The organism is Nocardia sienata NBRC 100364, from assembly GCF_001613205.1.
Classification (GTDB): domain Bacteria; phylum Actinomycetota; class Actinomycetes; order Mycobacteriales; family Mycobacteriaceae; genus Nocardia; species Nocardia sienata.
In genome coordinates this window covers 1-19681 of record NZ_BDBX01000051.1, presented here as the reverse complement: position 1 = coordinate 19681, position 19681 = coordinate 1, and the positions used below count along the sequence as shown (strand labels likewise).

Here is a 19681-nt window from a genome sequence, read left to right as displayed (position 1 = left end):
TGCGGCACCTCCCGGGCCTTGCCGCAAGCCCCAGGGTCGGCTATATCTTGAAAGGGGCGGGGGTCGAACCACTTCACGAATCCATGCGATCTGTCCCCGTATCTTTTGTGCCCGCGCCGGGGTGCACCGCTGCCGGAGGCCGTCGGCGGGCCGTGGTGATGCTGTAGGTGAGGATCGACGACAACAGGATCACCAGCACCGGAGCGATGACCGGTGCCCATTCCAGTTCGATCGGAAGCAGCGCGGCCGAACCGGCCGCCGCCGTCCACAGGACCGCCCCCACCACCGATGGCAAGGTGGTCGGAACGACCCCGCGCGGCGCAGTGACGGTCGCGATATTCAGCAGGTAGGTGGTCGCCACCAGTCCTGCCGCGGCCGCCGCGACCAGACCGGTATCGGAGAGTGCCAGGACCCCGATCACCAGCAGAACCGCGCCGACCGCCGCCCAGCGCCACCACCAGCCGACCACCACCAGCACGATCGCGGCCGGGGCCGCCCACGGCTGGATCAGGGCGACCAACAGCACCAGCAGCGTGCCGGACAGATGCGCCAGGAATTTGATCATCGGCGCACCCGGACCATCCGGCGGTGTCGCGGCAGCAGGCGCATGGTCTGGTCGAGGCGGGTGTCAGCGGCCCACGGGACGATATCCACCCCGACCGTGCTCATATCGCGGTACATCGACATCCGTTCGAGCTGCCACATCTTCTCCATGGTGGGGTCCAGATCGCCGGCGAACGGGCTGCCGCGCAACACATCCACCGCCACCACCACATGGCCGCGTTTGCGCAGGTCGATCAGTGCGAGAGCGAACTGGGTGTCCAGCAGGGTGGTGAACGCGACGATGATCGCGCCGAGCGGGACCGCGGCGTAGGGCGCCAGCGTGCCGGTGGTGGGGATGTACTCGTCGCCGACGTCGAGCACGGTGTCGACGATGCGATAGAACTGCCGGCGGCCGATATCGGGACGCAGCCAGCGCGGCGACTGCCCCAGGCAGACGACGGCGGTGCGGTCGCCGGCCTGAAGCGTGGACTGCACCACCTGCGCCGCCCCGCGCACCGACAGTTCCAGCGCGTCACTGGCCGGCCCGGGCGCCTGCTGGGAGGTGTCCACCAGGACGACGACGTCGGCGGAACGGTTGGTCAGACGTTCGGTCACGTACAGGCGGCCACGGCGGGCACTCACCGGCCAGTTCACGATGCGCAGCTGATCGCCGGGGGCGTAGGCGCGGATATCGGCGTACTCCACGCCCGGTCCGTGCCGGCGGGTGAGGTGCACACCGAGCCGTTCGGGAAGTTCGGTGCGCGGCAATCGCATCCGCTGCGGATCGGTGATCGGGTAGACGTAGATCTCCCCGGCGGGCAGGGTCGCGGTGGCCAGTGCCATCCCGGCCGGGCTCAATGCCTTGACCCGCACCTGAATCGGATAGCGACCCCACCGCGTCGCAGACACGGTCAGCCGCAGCCCGGCCGGTGCCGTCCCGGAATCGGCGGACTCCTCCACCGTCACCGTCATCCCGTCGACCACGACCGGCTTACAGCGCAACAGTGCCTGCCCCTGATCGACGAAGGCGGCGATGGTGACCGTGACCTCCTCGTTCTCGAAACACCGCTGGGTACCGCCGCCGTCCACCTGGATCCGGGTACGCGACACCTGCCACGGCGCACTGGCCAGCACACCGAGCATGGGCGAGGCGAACACGACCAGCTGCCAGCTGCCCGCCACCACCGCGACCAGCAGCGCGACAGCCGAGGCGATGGCGAGCAGGTAGGTCAGCGGGGCGGGACGCCAGCGGAGGCGGGCCTCCACCGTGGCACTGGCGTCGCGGTGTCTCATGGCGTGGCGGCGCGGGGAACCGGCAGGCGGCGAAGCAGTTCGCTGATCACATCCTCGCCGCGGATGCGCCGCACCCACATCTCCGGCCGCAGGGTGATCCGGTGCGCCATGGCCGGGATCGCCAGTGCTTTCACATCCTCGGGGACCACGAAATCACGGCCGTTCAGCAGGGCCCGGGCGCGGGCCATCTGCACAAGATCCAGTTCCGAGCGCGGACTCGCGCCGACCTCGACCTGCGCGTGGGCCCGGGTAGCGCTCGCCAGCGCCACCACATAGCCCACCACGTCCGGGTGCACCGAGACGAACTCCACCGAGTGCCGCATCTCCAGCAGGCCTTTGGCGTCGACCACCTGGCCCACCTGCGGCGGCACCGCGCCGCGTTCGAGACGGCGGCGGATCATCTGGGTCTCGTCCTGCTCGGACAGGTAACCCAGGCGCAACTGGATGGCGAACCGGTCCAGCTGCGCCTCGGGCAGCGGGTAGGTGCCCTCGTATTCGATGGGGTTGTCGGTGGCGAGCACGATGAACGGCTGAGGCAGCGGGAAGGTCTCACCGTCGATGCTGACCTGTCCCTCGGCCATCGCCTCCAGCAGCGCCGCCTGGGTTTTCGGCGGGGTCCGGTTCACCTCGTCGGCGAGCAGCATATGGGTGAAAACCGGGCCCCGCCGGAACGTGAAACGTCCGGTGGACATGTCGTAGATCGTGGAGCCGAGCAGATCCGCGGGCAGCAGGTCGGGGGTGAACTGCACCCGGGTGAAGTCCAGGCCGAGGGCGGCCGCGAACGACCGCGCGATCAATGTTTTGCCCAGTCCGGGCAGATCCTCGATGAGCACATGCCCGCCGGACAGGATCGCGATCATGATGAGCTGTAGCTCTTCGCGTTTGCCGACCACCACCCGGGAAACCTCCCGGAGCACGGCTTCGGTGCGTTGGACGGTCGCGTCCAAGGGCATCGTCATGTGTTTTCTCGCAATGGGTCGACCCGTTTCACATTCTCTGAAGGCGGCTCAGGATCTCGTCCAGAGCCGCGCGTCCCGGCGCGGGCGTGTTCTGGTCACGCAGCGCCGAATCGGCCGGGTCCACCCAGCGCCACAGTTCGGCACCGAACAGATGGATCCCGGCACTTTCCAGCGCCCGCCGATTCTTGCTGACCCGCAGACCGGCGGACAGTTGGAACTCCTTGGCCAGCAGCGGCCGCAGATGCCGATCCCAGTCGGCGCGGCTACCTTCGGCGCGGTCGACGAGCATTTCGGCCCGGGCATGCCAGTGGCGCAGCATTTCGGCGGGCCCGTTCTCCATCTCGTCGGCGAGTTCTTTTTCCTTCTTCTCCGGGCGCAGCAGCACCCAGACGAAGCAGCACAGCGCGATCGCGACCGGCACCCCGGCCGCGATCAGTACGAATTCCCGGGCCCGCAGGCACGCGGCCACCTCGAGACCCGCGACCGCGACGATCGCGGCCACGACGATCCAGGGTCTGCTCATCTCGGTCCCACCCCGCTCGGCACACCGGTATGCGGTGGTAGGGCGGGCGGATAACCGCCGGGATCCGGGGCGGCCGATACGGCCGGGTCCGGGGTGCTCTGCAGGTCGGAGAGCGCCACGCGCAACAGCTGTTCGGCCCGCATCCGCTGCCAGGACAACATGGAGTGCGGGCTGAACCGCGCCTCTTCGAACAGCGCGACCAGTTCGCGGGCCGACGCCTCGTGCAGGGCCCCGTGCTCGAACGCCCGCGCCAGCACTTCCATGGGTGTGTCGGAGGCCAGCGGGGCCAGACCGCGCGCGTAGACCAGGCCGCGTTCCATCGCCAGATAGCAGGCGATGATCGCGGCGCGCGGGTCCTGACCGGCCGCGTTCATGGCGGCCAACCCCATCTCGGCGGCTTTGACCAGGGTCTCGGTATCGGTCGTGGGCAGGTCCCCGGCGGCCGGCGACTCGTCGTCGGGTTCGTCGGCATGCTCGCTCCGCTGGGTGTTCACGGTGACGACGACCAGACCGGTTACGGCCACCGCCACCAGCGTGCTCGCGGCCGCCGTGGCCAGGAACAATCCGGTGCCGGTCAGGACCGGCTGGCCCTCCTCGGTCCCGGGCGGCGTCGCGGGATGCTGCGGGGCGGGGGAACCGGGCGGGGTGGCCGGAACCGGTTCGGCGACGCGCTGGAACCCGATGAAGTAGACGGCGAACACGATCGCCGCGAGGACACCGACGAGGGCCAGCAGGAACAGCACGGCCAGACCGACGCGGCCCAGCCGCCAGTGCGACTCGGTATCGGAATGGAGGTCGGGCAGAGCCAGCGGAAGCCGGTGCTGGGAGGCGATCACCCCGGCCAGCAGCACCACGATCGAGACGGTGAGCAGCACCGGCATCAGCGCCACGGTGAGAGCCGAGGGCGTGCTGCCTCCCGAACCGCTGCTGTCCGGCATGCCCGGGATATGTCCGCGCAGCGCGATGACAGCACAGAACAACAGCGCGAACACCGCCACAATGCGCGCGATCAGCGCCCGCGACCCGGCCAACCCGATACCTCGAACCTGCTCACTGCCAAGAACAGCCACATGCTTACATGCCGGACGGCTGGTCCGGGAGCGAATCGGCAATATGGAATGACGAGTTTTTCACGTTTATCAGCCCCTTGCCGGCAAACGTACTGCCCATTGCGGGATCGACAGTTATATCTTGTTCCCCGCTGTGAATACTCACAACCTCGCAGAAGACACGGTGACCGATTTCCGATTTCCGAATCCAACCGCTCAGCTCGGACGTCGAACCGACGCCGCGCCACGAACGGAGCACCGGACGCGGCGCTGCGGTTGTCTATCACGGTTGACAGCGCAACCGGGAACGGTCCGATTACGCGGTCCGGTCCGCGCTCAGTACCAGCCCCGAGGTCGGCACCCCGGTCCCGGCGGTGACCAGGATGTTCTCCACGTCGCCGACCTGATTCACCGAGGTCCCCCGCAACTGGCGCACTCCCTCGGCGATGCCGTTCATGCCATGGATATACGCCTCCCCCAACTGCCCGCCGTGGGTATTGATCGGGAGTTTTCCGCCGATTTCGATAGCCCCGTCGGCAATGAAATCCTTCGCTTCACCGCGCGGGCAGAAACCGAGTTCCTCCAACTGCATGAGGACGAAGGGGGTGAAGTGGTCGTACAGAATTGCGGCCTGCATATCGGCGGGCCGCAAACCGCTCTGCTCCCACAGCTGGTCGCCGACCAGGCCCATTTCCGGCAGCCCGGTCAAGGCGTCGCGGTAGTAGCTGGTCATCACATACTGATCGGCGCCGCTGCCCTGCGCCGCGGCGGTGATCACGGCCGCGGGGTTCGGCAGGTCCCGCGCCCGCTCCACACTGGTCACCACGATCGCCACGCCGCCGTCGGATTCCTGACAGCAGTCCAGCAGATGCAGCGGTTCGGCGATCCAGCGCGAATTCTGGTGATCCTCCAGGGTTATCGGCTTGTTGTAGAAGAACGCGTTCGGGTTCACCGCCGCGTGTCTGCGGTCGGCCACCGCGACCCGGCCGAAATCGGCTGAGGTGGCGCCGTAGACGTGCATGTACCGCCGGGCGACCATCGCCACCTGCGCGGCGGGCGTGCCGAGACCGTGCGGATAGGACCAGCCGGCGTCGATACCCGAGGATGTAGGCGCGGCCGCCAGCGAGGTGGAGAACTGCCCGAACCTGGAGACCGACCGTTCGTTGAACGCCCGATACGCCACGACCACATCGGCGACGCCGGTCGCCACGGCCATCGCCGCCTGCTGCACGGTCGCGCAGGCCGCGCCGCCGCCGTACCCGATATGGCTGAAGAACTTCAACTGCGGAATGCCGACCGCCCGCGCGACCGCGACCTGCAGGTTGGTATCCATCGTGAAGGTGGTCAGGCCGTCGACATCGGCCGGGGTGAGCCCGGCGTCGGCCAGGGCGGCGGTCACCGCCTCGGCGGCCAGCCGCAGTTCGCTGCGACCGGACTCCTTGGAGAAGTCGGTGGCGCCGATCCCGGCGATCGCGGCCCGGCCGGACAGGGGATGTTGCGAAGTACTCATGCGTTCCTCATTCCGCGGGCTGGACACCGATCGTGCGTCGTGGCTGCGCTCACGCCCCGCCTCCGGCACCCGGTACGGTCGCGACCACCGTCGCGACGATGTGATCGCCCAGACTGTCCTTGCCGACGACCTCCAGCCGGACGTCCTCGCCGTCGAGTTCGACGACCTTGCCGGTGAGGGTCAGGGTGTCGTACGCGTACAGCGGCACCCCGAGCCGCAACGCGATGGATTTCACGACCGTGCTCGGACCCGACCAGTCGGTCACGAACCGCTGCACCAGACCGGTATCGGTGAGGATGTTGACGAAAATATCCTTCGAACCGCGTTCGATCGCCTTGTCCCGATCGTGGTGCACGTCCTGGAAATCCCGGGTGGCCAGCGCGGTGCTGATGACGAAGGTCGGATCGGCGTGGATCGACAGTTCGGGCAGTTCGGTCCCGACCCGGACCGCGGCGGGGTCGAATGTGGTGGTCATGCGGTCACCTTCCAGAACGGCAGCACCGTATCGTCGTCGAGCTTCTCGAAACCGGCCGCGACCGCCAGCCCGACCTCGACCTGATCGGGTTCGACACCGCGCAGTTCGCCCAGCATCCGCACCCCCTCGTCGAGTTCCACCAGCGCGACCACGAACGGCAACTCGCGGCCCGGGACCTTCGGCGCGTGGTGCACGACATAGCTGAACACCGTGCCTTTACCGGAGGACACCACGTAGTCGACCGGTTCGGTCTTGTCCTGCCAGATGGCCGGGATCGGGGGATGCCGCAGGCTCCCGTCGGGGAGCTTCTGGATCCGCAACTCGCCGGCTTTCGTACCCTCCCAGAAGAATTCGGTGTCGTGGGAGACCAGCGGCCGCACCCGTTCGGCGGGTGCCGGTTCCGGGGCGGCGGCCGCACCCGGGGCGAACTTCAGGATGCGGAACAGCATCTCGGTGACGAGCTCATCGCCGACGTACCAGCTGGTGCGGTAGGTCAAGAAGAACCCCTCGCCCAGCCCGGTACGTTTCGGGCCCTTGATGCTGTCCAGCGCGCTGGTGATGCTCACCTCTTCGCCGGGCCGCAGATAGCGGTGGTAGATCTGCTCGCAATTGGTACCGACCACCGAGGTGTACCCGGCCGAATCGAGCAGCGCGTTGGTGGCCTCCATCGGATCGTCGGACGGACGGCGGCCACCCAGACCCAGCATGGTCCACACCTGGGCCATGGCGGGCGGGGCCACGATCCCGTCGAAACCGGCCGCCTTCGCGGCCGCCTCGTCGACATAGACGGGGTTGCTGTCGCCCAGCGCCTCCACCCAGTTGTTGATCATCGGCTGGTTCACCGGGTCGCGGCCGGGCCGCGGCGCGCTGGCCCCGGCCGCCTTGATCCGCTCCGCGGCGGCGATGATCGCTTCCGGAGTACTTGTGTCCGGCACGCTGCTCCTTAGGGTCGGGTGGTTCGAGGGGGTGCGCCCGCCGGCCGGCTGCGGGAGCGGCGGGCCGCGGCCGGGCTCATCGAATCAGCGGGGTACGCGGGGCAGTTTCAGGCCCGCGGAGGCGACGAGTTCGCGCATCACCTCGTTGACGCCGCCGCCGAAGGTCACCACCAGATTCTGCTTCGTCCGCCGGTCGAGCCAGGTCATCAGCTCGGCGGTCGCGGGTTCGGCCGGGTCACCGAACCGGCCGATGATCTCCTCGGCCAGCCGGCCCGCCTCCTGCAGCGATTCGGTGGAGAAGATCTTGGTCGCCGAGGCATCCGCGATGACCTGCGACGGATCGATGTCGGGATCGTCGGCCGTGGCCGCCACCTGCCAGTTCAGCAGTTCGTTGAGCCGGGTCATGGCATGGATGCGCCCGAGCGACGCGCGCGCGTCGGGATGGTCGAGCACCCCACGGGGCCGCGCCCAATCGCGGACCCGGTCGTAGAGCTGTTCGATCTTGCCCGACGGCCCCAGGCTCACCCGTTCGTGATTGAGCTGGGTGGTGATCAGGCGCCAGCCCTTGTTCTCCTCGCCGACCAGCATGTTCGCCGGAACTTTCACGCCGTCGAAATAGGTGGCGTTGGTGTGATGGGCGCCGTCGGCGGTGATGATCGGGGTCCACGAATAGCCCGGATCCAACGTATCCGCGATCAGGATGGTGATCGCGCGGTGCCGGTCGGCCACCGGACCGGTACGGCAGGCCAGCCAGATGTAGTCGGCCTCGTGCGCGCCGGTGGTGAAGATCTTCTGACCGTTGACTATCCAGTCGCCCGAATCGTCGCGGGTGGCACTGGTCCGCAGGGCAGCCAGATCGGTACCGGCCTCCGGCTCGGAGTATCCGATGGCGAAATGGATCTCCCCGGCGAGGATGCCGGGCAGGAACTTCTCCTTCTGCTCCTGCGTGCCGAACTGCTGCAGCGTCGGGCCGACGGTCAGCAGGGTGACCAGCGGCAGCGGGACATCGGCCCGGGAGGCCTCGTTGAAGAAGATCTGCTGTTCGACCGGGCCGAAACCCTGGCCGCCGTACTCCTTGGGCCAGCCGACACCCAGCCAGCCGTCGCGGCCCATCCGGCGCACCACCTCGCGGTAGGCGTCGCCGTGCCGGTTGACCGCCATGGCGGCGGATTCCTCCGGTGTGACGAGATCGCCGAAGTAGGCGCGCAGGTCGTCGCGAAGTTTGCGCTGTTCGCTGGTCAGATCTATGAACACCCTGCCCCCAATCGTTCGAGCCGCAACGCGGCGCCGCCCAGCCAGCGGGCGAGGTCCTTGGACTGTGAGTAGTAGCGATGCATCGAGTGGGTGACATCCACTCCGATACCGCCGTGCAGGTGGTGACATTTCTGCATGGCACGCGGAAGTTCCGCGGCCACAGTGTAGGCGAGGACGTTCAGATCGTCGTCGATCCGCTGCTGCCGCTCCGGACTCGAATCATCCTGTCCTAGAGCCCAATTCGCCGAGACCGCGGCCACGTGCAGCGTGCGGGACACCACATAGAGGTCGGCGATCTGCTGGGCCACCGCTTGGAACTCGGCGAGCGGCCGGTTGAACTGCTGCCGCGTGCCCACATGGGCGGCGGTCAATTTCACCGCGCCCGAGAGCAAACCGTCGGCTGCCGCGCCGATGGCGGCGAGCGCGAACCGGTGCAGCCGCGGGCCCGCGTCCGGCAGCAGCCGGTCGGCGGGCACCTCGACTCCATCCAGTTTCACCGAGAATTCGGCGAGTTCGCCGGATACGGCCGAAGGGGTCAGGGACAGACCCGGGGCCTCCGCATCGACCACCGCGACCCCGGAATCCGTGGTCACCAGCAGCCAGCGCGCCTGATCGGCACACGGCACCGCCACCTTGTACCCGGTGATGCGGACCTTGTCGCCGGTCACTTCGGCCTTGGTGGTGGGTTCGGTGGTCAGGGGCGCGCCGGGTTCGCTGATCGCCGCGGTCAGCACCGCGCCTTCGGCGACCGCCGGGAACACCTCCGCGGCCACCGCCTCGGGCGCCGCCCCCAGCAACGGCAGCACGCCGAAACCCAGGGTGGGCAGCGCCGGGGTGGCCACGGCATCGGTGGCCAGCTCGGTCAGCAGCACCGATACGGCGTCGATGCCCATATCGTCGCCACCGAACCGTTCCGGTAATGCCACCGACAGCAGCCCCGTAGCCGCTATCTTGGGCCAGAGTCCGGCGTCGCGCGCCGCCTCCCGCTCCAGTAGTCCGACGACGACCTCGGCCACCGCCTCTTGAGCCTCGTCTCGGGTGAAGTCCACGTTCTGCTCTCCAGTCGTCGCACGAACTAGCCGGCCGCGTCGCGGGGTAGTCCCAGAATCCGCTCGGCTGCCACGGTCAACAGGATCTGCTCGGTTCCGCCCGCGATCGACAGACAGCGGGTGAGCAGGAATTCCGAGGTGTCCTCGGTGGTCCGCGCGCCGGCCGGGCCGGCCACCTCGACGGCGAACTCGGCGACCGCCTGCCGGTGCCGCACGCCCACGAGTTTGCGCACACTGCTCTGCGCGCCGGGGTCGGCGCCGGCCAGTATCCGGACCGCCGCGCGCTGCTCCAGCAGCAGCCCGGCGATGGCGTCGGCGACGAAACCGCCCAGCCGGTCGTTCAGCAGCTCCGCCCCGCGTCCGGTCGCCGGCAGTTTGGCGATCAGTTCCTCGAGCGCCGGTCCGATCCCGTTACCACTCATCGCGACCCGTTCGGCCGAGAGTGTGGAGCGGGCGATCTTCCAGCCGTTGCCCAGCGCGCCGACGACGCAGTCGTCGGGCACGAACACCCCGTCCAGGAAGACCTCGCTGAACCGGGCCTCACCGGTGATCTGCACCAGCGGCCGGATATCGATACCGGCACTGCGCATATCGACCAGGAAATAGCTGATGCCCTTGTGCTTGGGCGCGCTCGCGTCGGTGCGCGCCAGGCAGATGGCCCAGTTCGCCTCCTTGGCCAGTGAGGTCCACACCTTCTGACCGTTGAGCACCCAACCGCCCTCGGTGCGTTCGGCGGTGGTGCGCAGAGCGGCCAGATCCGAACCGGCCCCCGGTTCGCTGAACAGCTGGCACCACACCACCTCACCGTGCAGGGTCGGCCAGGCGAACCGTTCGATCTGCTCGGGAGTGCCGTGCTGCAGCAGGGTCGGGATCGCCCAGCCGCCGATGGTGAGGTCGGGAACGGTCAGCCCGGCCCGGCGCAGCTCCTCCGAGATCACCAGTCCGGTCATCGGATCGGCGCCACGGCCGTAGGGCTGCGGCCAGTGCGGCATGATCAGCCCCGCGTCGGCCAGTGCCCCGCGCTGTTGCGCGGCCGGCAGCGCGGCGATCCGCGCCACCTCGGCGGCGAGTTCGTCGGTGGCCACCTCGGTATCGGCCTCACCACCGGCCAGCGCCGCGTCGGCGAAGACCCGGTCGGCACCGGTGGTGCGGCGTTTACCGGCCCGGGTCAGCTCGGTGACGCGGGCCCGCCAGTACGACGCGCCGCCCAGCAGCTGCCGCAGCGCGGTCGCCCGGCGCAGGTACAGGTGGGCGTCGTGTTCCCAGGTGAAGCCGATCCCGCCCAGTACCTGGATGCAGTCCTTCGCGGTGTCCACCGCGGCGTCCAGGCTGATGGCGGCGGCGATGGCGGCCGCGATCGGCAGTTCGGCGCCGCCGGAGTCCACCGCGGCGGCCGCGTCGGCGGCCACCGACCGGATGAGTTCGGTGCGGCACAGCATCCACGCGCAGATGTGTTTGACCGCCTGGAATGACCCGATCTGCCGCCCGAACTGCTCGCGGACCTTCGCGTAGTCGACCGCGGTCGTCAGACACCAGCCGGTCACGCCGGCGAGCTCGGCCACGACCAGCGCGACCAGCAGGTCTTCCACCGCGTAGTCGGGGGTGAACACCGCGTCCGGGTCGACCCGGACCTCGGTGCAGCGGACCCGGGCCAGCGGAGTGGTCAGGTCGAGCGGTTCCAGGGCTTCGAGCTGCAGTCCGGGCGTATCCGGGCCGAGCAGGCACCAGCGCCGGCCGTCCGCGGTGTCCACCGGCAGCAGCACCGCGGTTCCGGGCGCGGCGCCGAGTACCGATTCCCAGCTACCGCTGAGCGTTCCGGCACCGTCGAAGACCGGCACCGCCGGCCCGCCACCGGGCGCGGTCTCGTCCCCGGCGACCGTGTCCAGCGCGATCCCGCAGGGCTGCTCCTCCGGCAGCCGCCCGGCGGTCACCAGCCCGGCGACCGCCGTGGTCAGCAGCGGGCCGCCGACCATGTCGTGTGCCGCCTGTTCGATGAATACGGCCAGATCGGAGACCGATCCGCCCGCGCCGCCCGCCTCCTCCGCCACCGCCACCCGGAAGATTCCGAGGTCGGTCAGTGTTGCCCAGTACGTACGCCAGAAGTCGGTCGCGTCGGCCCGCATTGTTGCAATCGGTTGCGCCGCTGCTGCCCACCCGCTCATCGACTGTTGAACGGCTTTATGCTCGTCAGTGGTGGCGATGGTCACAGTCCATACCGCCTTTCCGGCGTGACTCCCACACCTAGAACATGTTCTAATATCCACGGCGGGCGGAAGTCAAGACATGCGCCTACCGCATCGCCGCACGCGCTAACGTCCGCGACACGTCACGGAAAGGAAGTCCCCTCCATGGCCAGCCCCTCCCGTTCCCAGCCCGGCGATCCGGGTGCGGCGACAGCCGCCCCCGTCACCACGCTGCGGGAGGACGAACTGAGCTCCGCCGCGCAGCGGGAACGCCGCAAGCGGATCCTGGACGCCACCCTCGCGCTCGCCTCCAAGGGCGGCTACGACGCGGTGCAGATGCGCGCGGTCGCCGAACGCGCCGACGTCGCGGTCGGCACCCTGTACCGGTATTTCCCGTCCAAGGTGCACCTGCTGGTCTCGGCGCTGGCCCGGGAGTTCGAGCAGTTCGAGGGCAAACGCAAACCGCTGGCGGGTCAGTCGCCGGAGGAGCGGATGCACGCGCTGCTCTCCCAGATCACCCGGATGATGCAGCGCGACCCGCTGCTCACCGAAGCCATGACCCGCGCGTTCATGTTCGCCGACGCCTCGGCCGCCGCCGAGGTGGACCGGGTCGGCAAGGTGATGGACCGGGTTTTCGCCCGGGCCATGAACGACGGCGAACCCACCGACCGCCAGCTCGCCATCGCCCGCGTCATCAGCGATGTATGGCTGTCGAATCTGGTCGCCTGGCTCACCCGCCGCGCCTCCGCCACCGATGTCTCCGAACGGCTCGAGCTGACCGTCGATCTCCTGCTCGGTCAGCGCTCCTGAGACCCGCGCCGCCACGCCCGGTGGCCGCCGCCGGTGATTCACCGACAGCGATGGGGCGCGGCGGTATCCGAGCGTTCGCTGCGGGGTCGCGCGAGCCGGAAAAACCTCGCGATCCCCCACCGGCGCCGGTGAGCTCGCCCTGCGGATTTCGGGTCGGAACGACACCGGGCGCGCGTTCACCCGCACGTCGAGCCGGGGGCACCCGCCCACACTTCCCACCGAATCGGATCGGCGGACATGACACAGTATTGTCATGCGCGCCCCCTCTTAACGAAAACTCCGATCAATAGGTTGGATGTGTGAGCGCACAGGATCTGCCACTGGAACTCCGCCGAGCGCTGTCGACGGTCGCGCGCGTACCTCGGCTGCTCGTCGCATCGGACTACGACGGGACACTCGCTCCCATCGTCTCCGATCCGGCCAAGGCGTACCCGCACGGGGAATCCGTGCGGGCATTACGCGCGCTGGCCGGTCTGTCCGGCACCACGGCCGCGGTCATATCCGGCAGAGCGCTGCGTGACCTCGCCGCACTCTCCCGGCTACCGGTCGAAGTGCAGTTGATCGGCAGCCACGGCTCGGAATTCGACGTGGGTTTCGTGCACGCCATCGACAGTGACGCCAGGCAGTTGCTGCGAGAGGTGGTGACCGCCCTCAACAAGATCGCCGCGGACCATCCGGGCGTCACGGTGGAGACCAAACCCGCCAGCGTCGCGCTACACGTGCGCAACGCCACCCCCGAGATCGGCCGCCGCGCCCTCGGCCAGGCCCGCCAGGGTCCGGCCTGCTGGGTCGGCGTGCAGGTCACCGAGGGTAAAGCCGTGATCGAACTGGCCGTGGTGCCGACCGACAAGGGTTCGGCCCTCAGCACGGTCCGCCACCAGGAGAGCGCGTCGGCGGCAGTGTTCTTCGGTGACGACGTCACCGACGAGAAAGCGTTCCGCGCGCTGACCGGGCCCGATATCGGCATCAAGGTCGGCGAGGGCGAATCGCTGGCCAAATACCGGGTCGACAGCACCGAAGCGGTCTCGCACGCGCTGGCCTTCCTGCTCGAGGAACGCCGCACCTGGCTGGCCGGCGCCAGTGCGCCCCGGATCGAACGGCTGACCATGATGGCCAGCCCGCGTTCGGTCGCACTGGTCACCCCCGATGCCACCGTCACCTGGTTCTGCCACCCGGAGCCGGATTCGGCCGCCGTCTTCGCCCACCTGCTGGGTGGTATGGACGCCGGGCACTTCTCCATCAGCCCGCAGCGGCCGGGCCTGCCCCTGTCCCAGCGGTACGTCGACGGCACCATGACCGTCGAGACCCGCTGGGCGAAACTGCAGGTCACCGACTATCTTCCGCATGACGTCGACCCCGACCGCACCGATCTCACCCGGGTGATCACCGGTACGGCTCCCGCCGAGATCACCTTCGCCCCGCGCCCGGAATTCGGCCAGGTTCCGGTGTCCATCCAGGTGGAGACCGACGGCCTGCGGGTCTGGGGTACCAATGATCCGGTCGTGCTGCGCGCCCCCGGGGTGCAGTGGCAGATCCACAACGACGGCGCGCACGATTCGGCCACCGCGGTCGTGGACCCGTCCGAGGGTCCCATCGTCCTCGAGCTGCGTTGCGGCACGAACGATCTGGCCCCGGCCGACACCAGCGAGGAAGAGCGGCGGCGGATCGCCGAGCTGTACTGGAAAGAATGGGCGGCGACCCTGGATCTGCCCGCCCTCAAACCCGATCTGATGAAACGGTCCGCGCTCACCCTGCGCGGACTGGTGCACGCCCCGTCCGGATCGATCCTGGCCGCGGCCACCACCTCGCTGCCCGAGGATATCGGCGGCGTCCGCAACTGGGACTACCGCTACTGCTGGCTACGCGATGCCGCGCTCACCGCCAGCGCCCTGGTCTCGCTGGGGTCGCTGGGTGAAGCCGAACAGTATTTGGAATGGGTGCACCGGGTGTTGGAAACCCTGCCCGGTCCCGAACGCCTGCACCCGCTGTACACGATCTACGGCGAAACCCTGCCGCCGGAGGCCGTGATCGACCAGCTGCCCGGCTACGCCGGCTCCCGGCCGGTGCGCGTGGGCAACGCGGCCAATATGCAGGTCCAGCTGGACGTCTTCGGCCCGATCGTGGACCTCATCACCAGCCTGGCCCACGCCCGGGAGAAGCAGGGCACCACCGATCCGCGCAAGGTACTTCCCGACGCCGACTGGGAACTCGTACACGCCATGGTCTCGGCGGTGCAGCGCCGCTGGACCGAACCCGACCACGGCATCTGGGAAATCCGCGGTAACCCCCGCCACCACGTCTACTCGAAGGTGATGGGCTGGCTCACGATCGACCGGGCACTGACCCTGGCGGAGAAGTTCGACCGTCCCGTAGACAGCGACTGGGCGCCGCTGCGCGAAACCATCGCCGCGGAGGTCAAGGCCAAGGGCTGGAACGACGAAGTCCAGTCCTACACCGCCGCCTACGACGGCACCGATCTCGACGCGGCGACCCTGCACATCGGACTGAGCGGTCTGATCGACCCCTCCGACCCGCGATTCGCCGCGACAGTGGTGGCCACCGAAGCCGAACTGCGCAGCGGATCCACGGTGTACCGCTACCACCACGACGACGGCCTGCCCGGCGGCGAAGGTGGATTCCACCTGTGCGCCGCCTGGCTGGTGGAGGCCTACCTGCTGATCGGCAAACGGTCCGACGCCGAAGCACTGTTCGCGCAACTGGTGGATGTGGCCGGACCCACCGGGCTGCTCAGCGAGGAATACGACCCGGTCGCCGAACGGTCCCTGGGCAACCACCCCCAGGCCTACAGCCACCTGGGTCTGCTGCGTTGCGCACAGCTACTGGGGAAATAGGTTCGATCGCTCGATGAGCGGAGACGGCGGGGCGCACTCTGCGGCCCGCCGTTTTCGTGGGTGTGGGGTGGTCGATGCGGATAGGAACCGTTGGAACTGGGCGGTCGGTTCAGACCCTGTCACCGGTGCTGCTAAAGTAAAACGGAAACGATTTCCATTAACTCTGGTAGGTATTCGCCGTGTCACCTCACTATGCCCGTAGCGCTCTGATCATCGCCGTGGGGGTGGCGGCTGCCGCGGCACTCACCGCCTGCGGCGGGGCCGGCTCCGATTCCGGTAAGCCGTCGGTGGTGGCCTCGACCAACGTCTGGGCCGATATCGCGAGCACCGTAGCGGGGCCCGACGCCGAAGTCTCCGCGATAATCTCCGATCCCTCCGCCGACCCGCATTCGCATGAGACATCGGCCACGGAATCCGCGCAGCTCAGCGATGCCGATCTGGTGGTGTACAACGGGGGCCACTACGACGAGTTCGTCGCGAAGGCCATCGAAGGCCGGGGCAAGCCCACCGTCGAGGCGGTCTCGGCCCGGGACGAGGCCATCCGGGACGATTCGAACGAGCACGTCTGGTACGACATGGAAACGGTTGCCCTGGTCGCCGGCCAGATCCGTGACCGGCTCGCCGAGATCGATCCCGCGCACGCCCAGGGCTACACCGACCGGGCGGCGCGGTTCACCGACCGGCTGGCACAGGTCGGTGCGAGCACCGATCGCGTCGCGGCCGACCACCCCGGCACCACGGTCCTGCAGACCGAACCGCTGGCGTACTACCTGTTGCAGGATGCCGGTACCGTCGACCGAACGCCCCGCGAGTACCAGGAGGCGATCGAGCAGGAGACCGATCCCTCGCCCGCGGCGGTCGCCGCCACCCGCGACCTGATCACCGGCAAGCGGGTCGCCGTCCTGGTCTACAACGTGCAGACCGAGGACAAGGTGGGCCGGGATCTGCGCGATGCCGCCGTCGCCGCCGGTATCCCGGTGGTGGAGGTGACCGAAACCCTGCCGTCCGGGACGGATTTCGTAACGTGGCAGACGCAGAACGCCCAGGCGCTGGCCGACGCGATCGGCTGACGGCACCCGAGGAACGGATGGTTCGATATGAGCAGCGATACCGCCTCGACGGCGCAGCGCGCCACCCCGGCCGGTAACGGCAGCCTCGCGGCCCGGCGTTTCGACGACTCCGCTCGGCCCGCGCCGGAGCCTGCTGTGCGGCTCGAATCGGCCACCCTGACATTCGGCGACCGCGTGCTGTGGCGGGAACTGGACCTCAGCGTCGCCCGCGGCGAGTTCATCGCCGTGCTCGGGCCCAACGGCTCCGGAAAGACTTCTCTGCTCCGCGTCCTGCTCGGCCAGCTCGCCCTGAGTTCGGGCAGCGCCCGGATCGCCGGAGCCGCGCCCCGCGCCGGACACCCGGATATCGGATACATACCGCAGCAACGCACCATCGACGCGGGTGTGCAGTTACGCGGTGTCGATCTGGTCGGTCTCGGCGTGGACGGACACCGCTGGGGGCTCGGTCTGCGAGCGCGGGCAGAGCGCCGTCGCAAGGTCACCGCCGCGATCGCCGATGTCGGCGCGGAGAGGTTCGCGAAGGCCCCGCTGGAGAGCATGTCCGGCGGCGAACAGCAGCGGTTACGGGTGGCGCAGGCACTGGTCGGCGATCCCGCGGTACTGCTGTGCGACGAACCACTGCTCAGCCTCGACCTGGCCAGCCAGCAGCTGGTCTCCGGGCTGATCGACGCCCGGCGGCGCCGCCACGGCACATCGGTACTGTTCGTCACCCACGAGATCAACCCGATCCTGCCGCTGGTGGACCGCGTGCTCTATCTGGTCGGCGGCAAATTCCGGATCGGCACACCGGACGAGGTCATGACCTCCGCGGTGCTCTCGGAGCTCTACCAGACCGAGGTCGATGTGCTGCGCGTCCGGGGCAGGCTGGTGGTGGTCGGCACCGGCGACACCATGGACGCCCTCGGCACTGCCGGCGCCCACTGCCACGGCGATCCCGGGACCCCGCACGTCGGTGACCCCCTGGCCGAATTCACCCAGCGAGCGGGACAGGCGAACGGATAGATGGACAAGCTCTCCGATGTACTGGGCGAGATCTTCGACATCCAGACCACCGCACACCTGCTCGGCTACGACTTCGTGCAGCAGGCTCTCGTCGCGGCGGCCCTGCTCGGGCTGCTCGCCGGGGTGATCGGCCCGCTGATCATCAGCCGGCAGATGTCGTTCGCGGTACACGGCACGAGCGAGCTCTCGCTGACCGGTGCGGCCGCCGCGCTGCTGGTCGGCGCGGGCGTCGGGCTCGGGGCGATCGCCGGTTCGGTGGTGGCGGCCGTGCTGTTCGGTGTGCTCGGCACCCGCGCCAGGGAACGCGATTCGGTGATCGCCGTGGTCTTGTCGTTCGGGCTCGGCCTGTCGGTGCTGTTCCTGTGGCTCGGTCCCGAACGCGCGGGATCGAAATTCTCGTTGCTGACCGGGCAGGTCGTGAGCGTCGGGTTCGGCGGGCTGACACTGCTGGCCACCTGTACCGCCGCGGTCCTTGCCGTACTTGCCCTGGTGTACCGCCCGCTGCTGTTCGCCAGCACCGACCCGGAGGTCGCGGTGGCCCGGGGTGTGCCGGTGCGGGCACTGTCCATCCTGTTCGCGGTGATGCTCGGAATCACGGCGGCCTTCGGTGTCCAGATCGTCGGCGCTCTGCTGGTGCTCGCACTGCTGATCACACCGGCTGCCGCGGCCGCGCAGCTGACCGCCGATCCGGTGCGAGCCACCGTGCTGGCGGTTGTCTTCGCGGAGATCTCCGCGGTGGGCGGCATCCTGCTGTCGCTGGCGCCGGGAGCGCCGGTCTCCACCTTCGTCACCACGATCTCGTTCGTGATCTACCTGGTCTGCCGGGTGATCGGTGCGCGGCAACGACAGGTCGCCCGGGTCCGCTGAGAACCTGCGGGCAGGTGCCTTCAGTCCGGGTGGCCGGGTTTCGTATGCTCGATTCCAACGCCCCCGGACGAAGGTGACCATATGATCGACTTCACGATTCCCGCCGAGCTCGCCGCCGAACGTGACCGGGTCCGCGCATTCGTCGCAGACAAGATCGTGCCTTACGAGCGCGACCCACGACTCACCTCTCACGGCCCCACCGACGAACTCCGCCAGGAACTCGTGGAACTCGCCCGCGCCGAGAAACTGCTGACCATCCAGGCTCCCACCGCGCTCGGTGGGCGCGGCCTCACCCATGTAGAGCAGGCCGTGCTCTACGAAGCCGCCGGCTGGTCGACGCTGGGCCCGGTCGCCATGAACTGTGCCGCTCCGGACGAGGGCAATATGTTCCTGCTCTCCAAGATCGCGAACCAGGAACAGACCGAGCGCTATCTCCAGCCGGTCATCGACGGGCACCAGCGCTCGGTGTTCGCCATGACCGAACCCGACGGCGCCGGCTCCGATCCCGGACAGCTCGCCACCACCGCCACCTTCGACGGCGAGAATTTCGTCATCGAAGGCCGCAAATGGCTGATCACCGGTGCCAACGGCGCCAAAACCTGGATCATCATGGCGCTGCTCGGCGACAACCCCCACCTCCCCGCCGGCCCCACCCTCTTCCTCACCGACGGCGACCAACCGGGCATTGTCATCGAACGCACCATGAACACCATGGACCGCAACTACGTGGCCGGGCACTGCGTGGTCCGCTTCGACAACCTCACCCTCCCGAAGTCGGCGCTGCTCGGCGAAGCCGGCCAGGCCCTGCGCTACGCCCAGCTGCGCCTGGCCCCCGCCCGCCTCACCCACTGCATGCGCTGGCTCGGCGCCGCCGAACGCGCCCAGAGCATCGCCATCGACCACGCCAAAACCCGCACCGCCTTCGGCAAAACCCTCGGCGAACACCAGGGCGTCTCGTTCATGATCGCCGACAACGAGATCGCGCTGCACCAGTGCCGGTTGACCATCTGGCACACCTGCTGGCTAATGGACCAGGGCGAGAAGGCCCGCCACGAGAGCTCGATGGCGAAATCGTTCGTCTCCGAGGAACTGTTCAAGGTCGCCGACCGCTGCGTCCAGATTCTGGGCGGCATCGGCGTCAGCGACGAGACGGTGGTCGAGATGATCTTCCGCGATATGCGCCCCTTCCGCCTCTACGACGGCCCCACCGAGGTCCACAAATACGCCATCAGCCGCAAAGTACTGCGGTAATTGTTGTGTTTATTTGCGGCGCCTGCGGCGCCGCGTGGTCGAGGCCCCCTCGGTCC

At 68.7% G+C, this 19681-nt stretch carries 17 protein-coding genes; 6 read left to right on the top strand and 11 right to left on the bottom strand.

What is annotated here, in order from left to right; genetic code table 11:
• Nucleotides 1-73: 73 nt before the first annotated feature.
• The 11 genes from NS4_RS24920 to NS4_RS24870 form a co-directional block, all read right to left on the bottom strand.
• Nucleotides 74-565 (bottom strand): hypothetical protein, encoded by a 492-nt coding sequence (locus NS4_RS24920; protein WP_063061932.1) that lies wholly within the window; start codon nt 563-565, stop codon nt 74-76.
• Entirely contained in the window at nt 562-1836 is a 1275-nt protein-coding gene (locus NS4_RS24915) for a DUF58 domain-containing protein (protein ID WP_063061931.1), read from the bottom strand. Before NS4_RS24915 ends, NS4_RS24920 begins: the two co-directional genes overlap by 4 nt.
• Entirely contained in the window at nt 1833-2795 is a 963-nt protein-coding gene (locus NS4_RS24910; protein WP_063035368.1) for an AAA family ATPase, read from the bottom strand. Before NS4_RS24910 ends, NS4_RS24915 begins: the two co-directional genes overlap by 4 nt.
• Before the next feature lie 28 nt (nt 2796-2823).
• Nucleotides 2824-3318, bottom strand: a complete 495-nt coding sequence (locus NS4_RS24905; protein WP_063061930.1) for a hypothetical protein — start codon at nt 3316-3318, stop codon at nt 2824-2826.
• Nucleotides 3315-4349, bottom strand: coding sequence for a DUF4129 domain-containing protein (locus tag NS4_RS24900; RefSeq protein WP_245665692.1), 1035 nt, complete (start codon nt 4347-4349; stop codon nt 3315-3317). Before NS4_RS24900 ends, NS4_RS24905 begins: the two co-directional genes overlap by 4 nt.
• Before the next feature lie 334 nt (nt 4350-4683).
• Nucleotides 4684-5877 (bottom strand): lipid-transfer protein, encoded by a 1194-nt coding sequence (locus tag NS4_RS24895; RefSeq protein ID WP_063061929.1) that lies wholly within the window; start codon nt 5875-5877, stop codon nt 4684-4686.
• Between the two features lie 49 nt (nt 5878-5926).
• On the bottom strand, nt 5927-6352 hold the full coding sequence (locus tag NS4_RS24890) for a MaoC family dehydratase (protein WP_063061928.1): 426 nt from the start codon (nt 6350-6352) through the stop codon (nt 5927-5929).
• Nucleotides 6349-7287, bottom strand: a complete 939-nt coding sequence (locus NS4_RS24885) for a bifunctional MaoC family dehydratase N-terminal/OB-fold nucleic acid binding domain-containing protein (RefSeq protein ID WP_063061927.1) — start codon at nt 7285-7287, stop codon at nt 6349-6351. The genes NS4_RS24890 and NS4_RS24885 overlap by 4 nt, the downstream gene beginning before the upstream one ends.
• A gap of 84 nt (nt 7288-7371) precedes the next feature.
• Nucleotides 7372-8541 (bottom strand): acyl-CoA dehydrogenase family protein, encoded by a 1170-nt coding sequence (locus NS4_RS24880; protein ID WP_063061926.1) that lies wholly within the window; start codon nt 8539-8541, stop codon nt 7372-7374.
• Nucleotides 8532-9590, bottom strand: a complete 1059-nt coding sequence (locus NS4_RS24875; protein ID WP_063061925.1) for an acyl-CoA dehydrogenase family protein — start codon at nt 9588-9590, stop codon at nt 8532-8534. The genes NS4_RS24880 and NS4_RS24875 overlap by 10 nt, the downstream gene beginning before the upstream one ends.
• A gap of 26 nt (nt 9591-9616) precedes the next feature.
• A complete protein-coding gene (locus NS4_RS24870) occupies nt 9617-11797 on the bottom strand; it encodes an acyl-CoA dehydrogenase family protein (protein ID WP_063061924.1) in 2181 nt (726 codons plus the stop codon).
• 141 nt (nt 11798-11938) lie between these two features.
• Between NS4_RS24870 and kstR the strand changes: the two genes are divergently transcribed.
• The 6 genes from kstR (at nt 11939) to NS4_RS24840 (ending at nt 19625) form a co-directional block, all read left to right on the top strand.
• Nucleotides 11939-12583: a cholesterol catabolism transcriptional regulator KstR gene (gene kstR, locus NS4_RS24865; protein ID WP_030524112.1), complete on the top strand. Its 645-nt coding sequence runs from the start codon at nt 11939-11941 to the stop codon at nt 12581-12583.
• A 299-nt stretch (nt 12584-12882) separates the two neighbouring features.
• A complete protein-coding gene (gene otsB, locus NS4_RS24860; RefSeq protein ID WP_063061923.1) occupies nt 12883-15435 on the top strand; it encodes a trehalose-phosphatase in 2553 nt (850 codons plus the stop codon).
• A 179-nt stretch (nt 15436-15614) separates the two neighbouring features.
• On the top strand, nt 15615-16505 hold the full coding sequence (locus NS4_RS24855; protein ID WP_063061922.1) for a metal ABC transporter solute-binding protein, Zn/Mn family: 891 nt from the start codon (nt 15615-15617) through the stop codon (nt 16503-16505).
• 27 nt (nt 16506-16532) lie between these two features.
• Nucleotides 16533-17507, top strand: a complete 975-nt coding sequence (locus tag NS4_RS24850; protein WP_084487687.1) for a metal ABC transporter ATP-binding protein — start codon at nt 16533-16535, stop codon at nt 17505-17507.
• Entirely contained in the window at nt 17508-18374 is an 867-nt protein-coding gene (locus tag NS4_RS24845) for a metal ABC transporter permease (protein WP_063061921.1), read from the top strand.
• An 81-nt stretch (nt 18375-18455) separates the two neighbouring features.
• Entirely contained in the window at nt 18456-19625 is a 1170-nt protein-coding gene (locus NS4_RS24840) for an acyl-CoA dehydrogenase family protein (protein WP_063061920.1), read from the top strand.
• Nucleotides 19626-19681 lie beyond the last annotated feature (56 nt).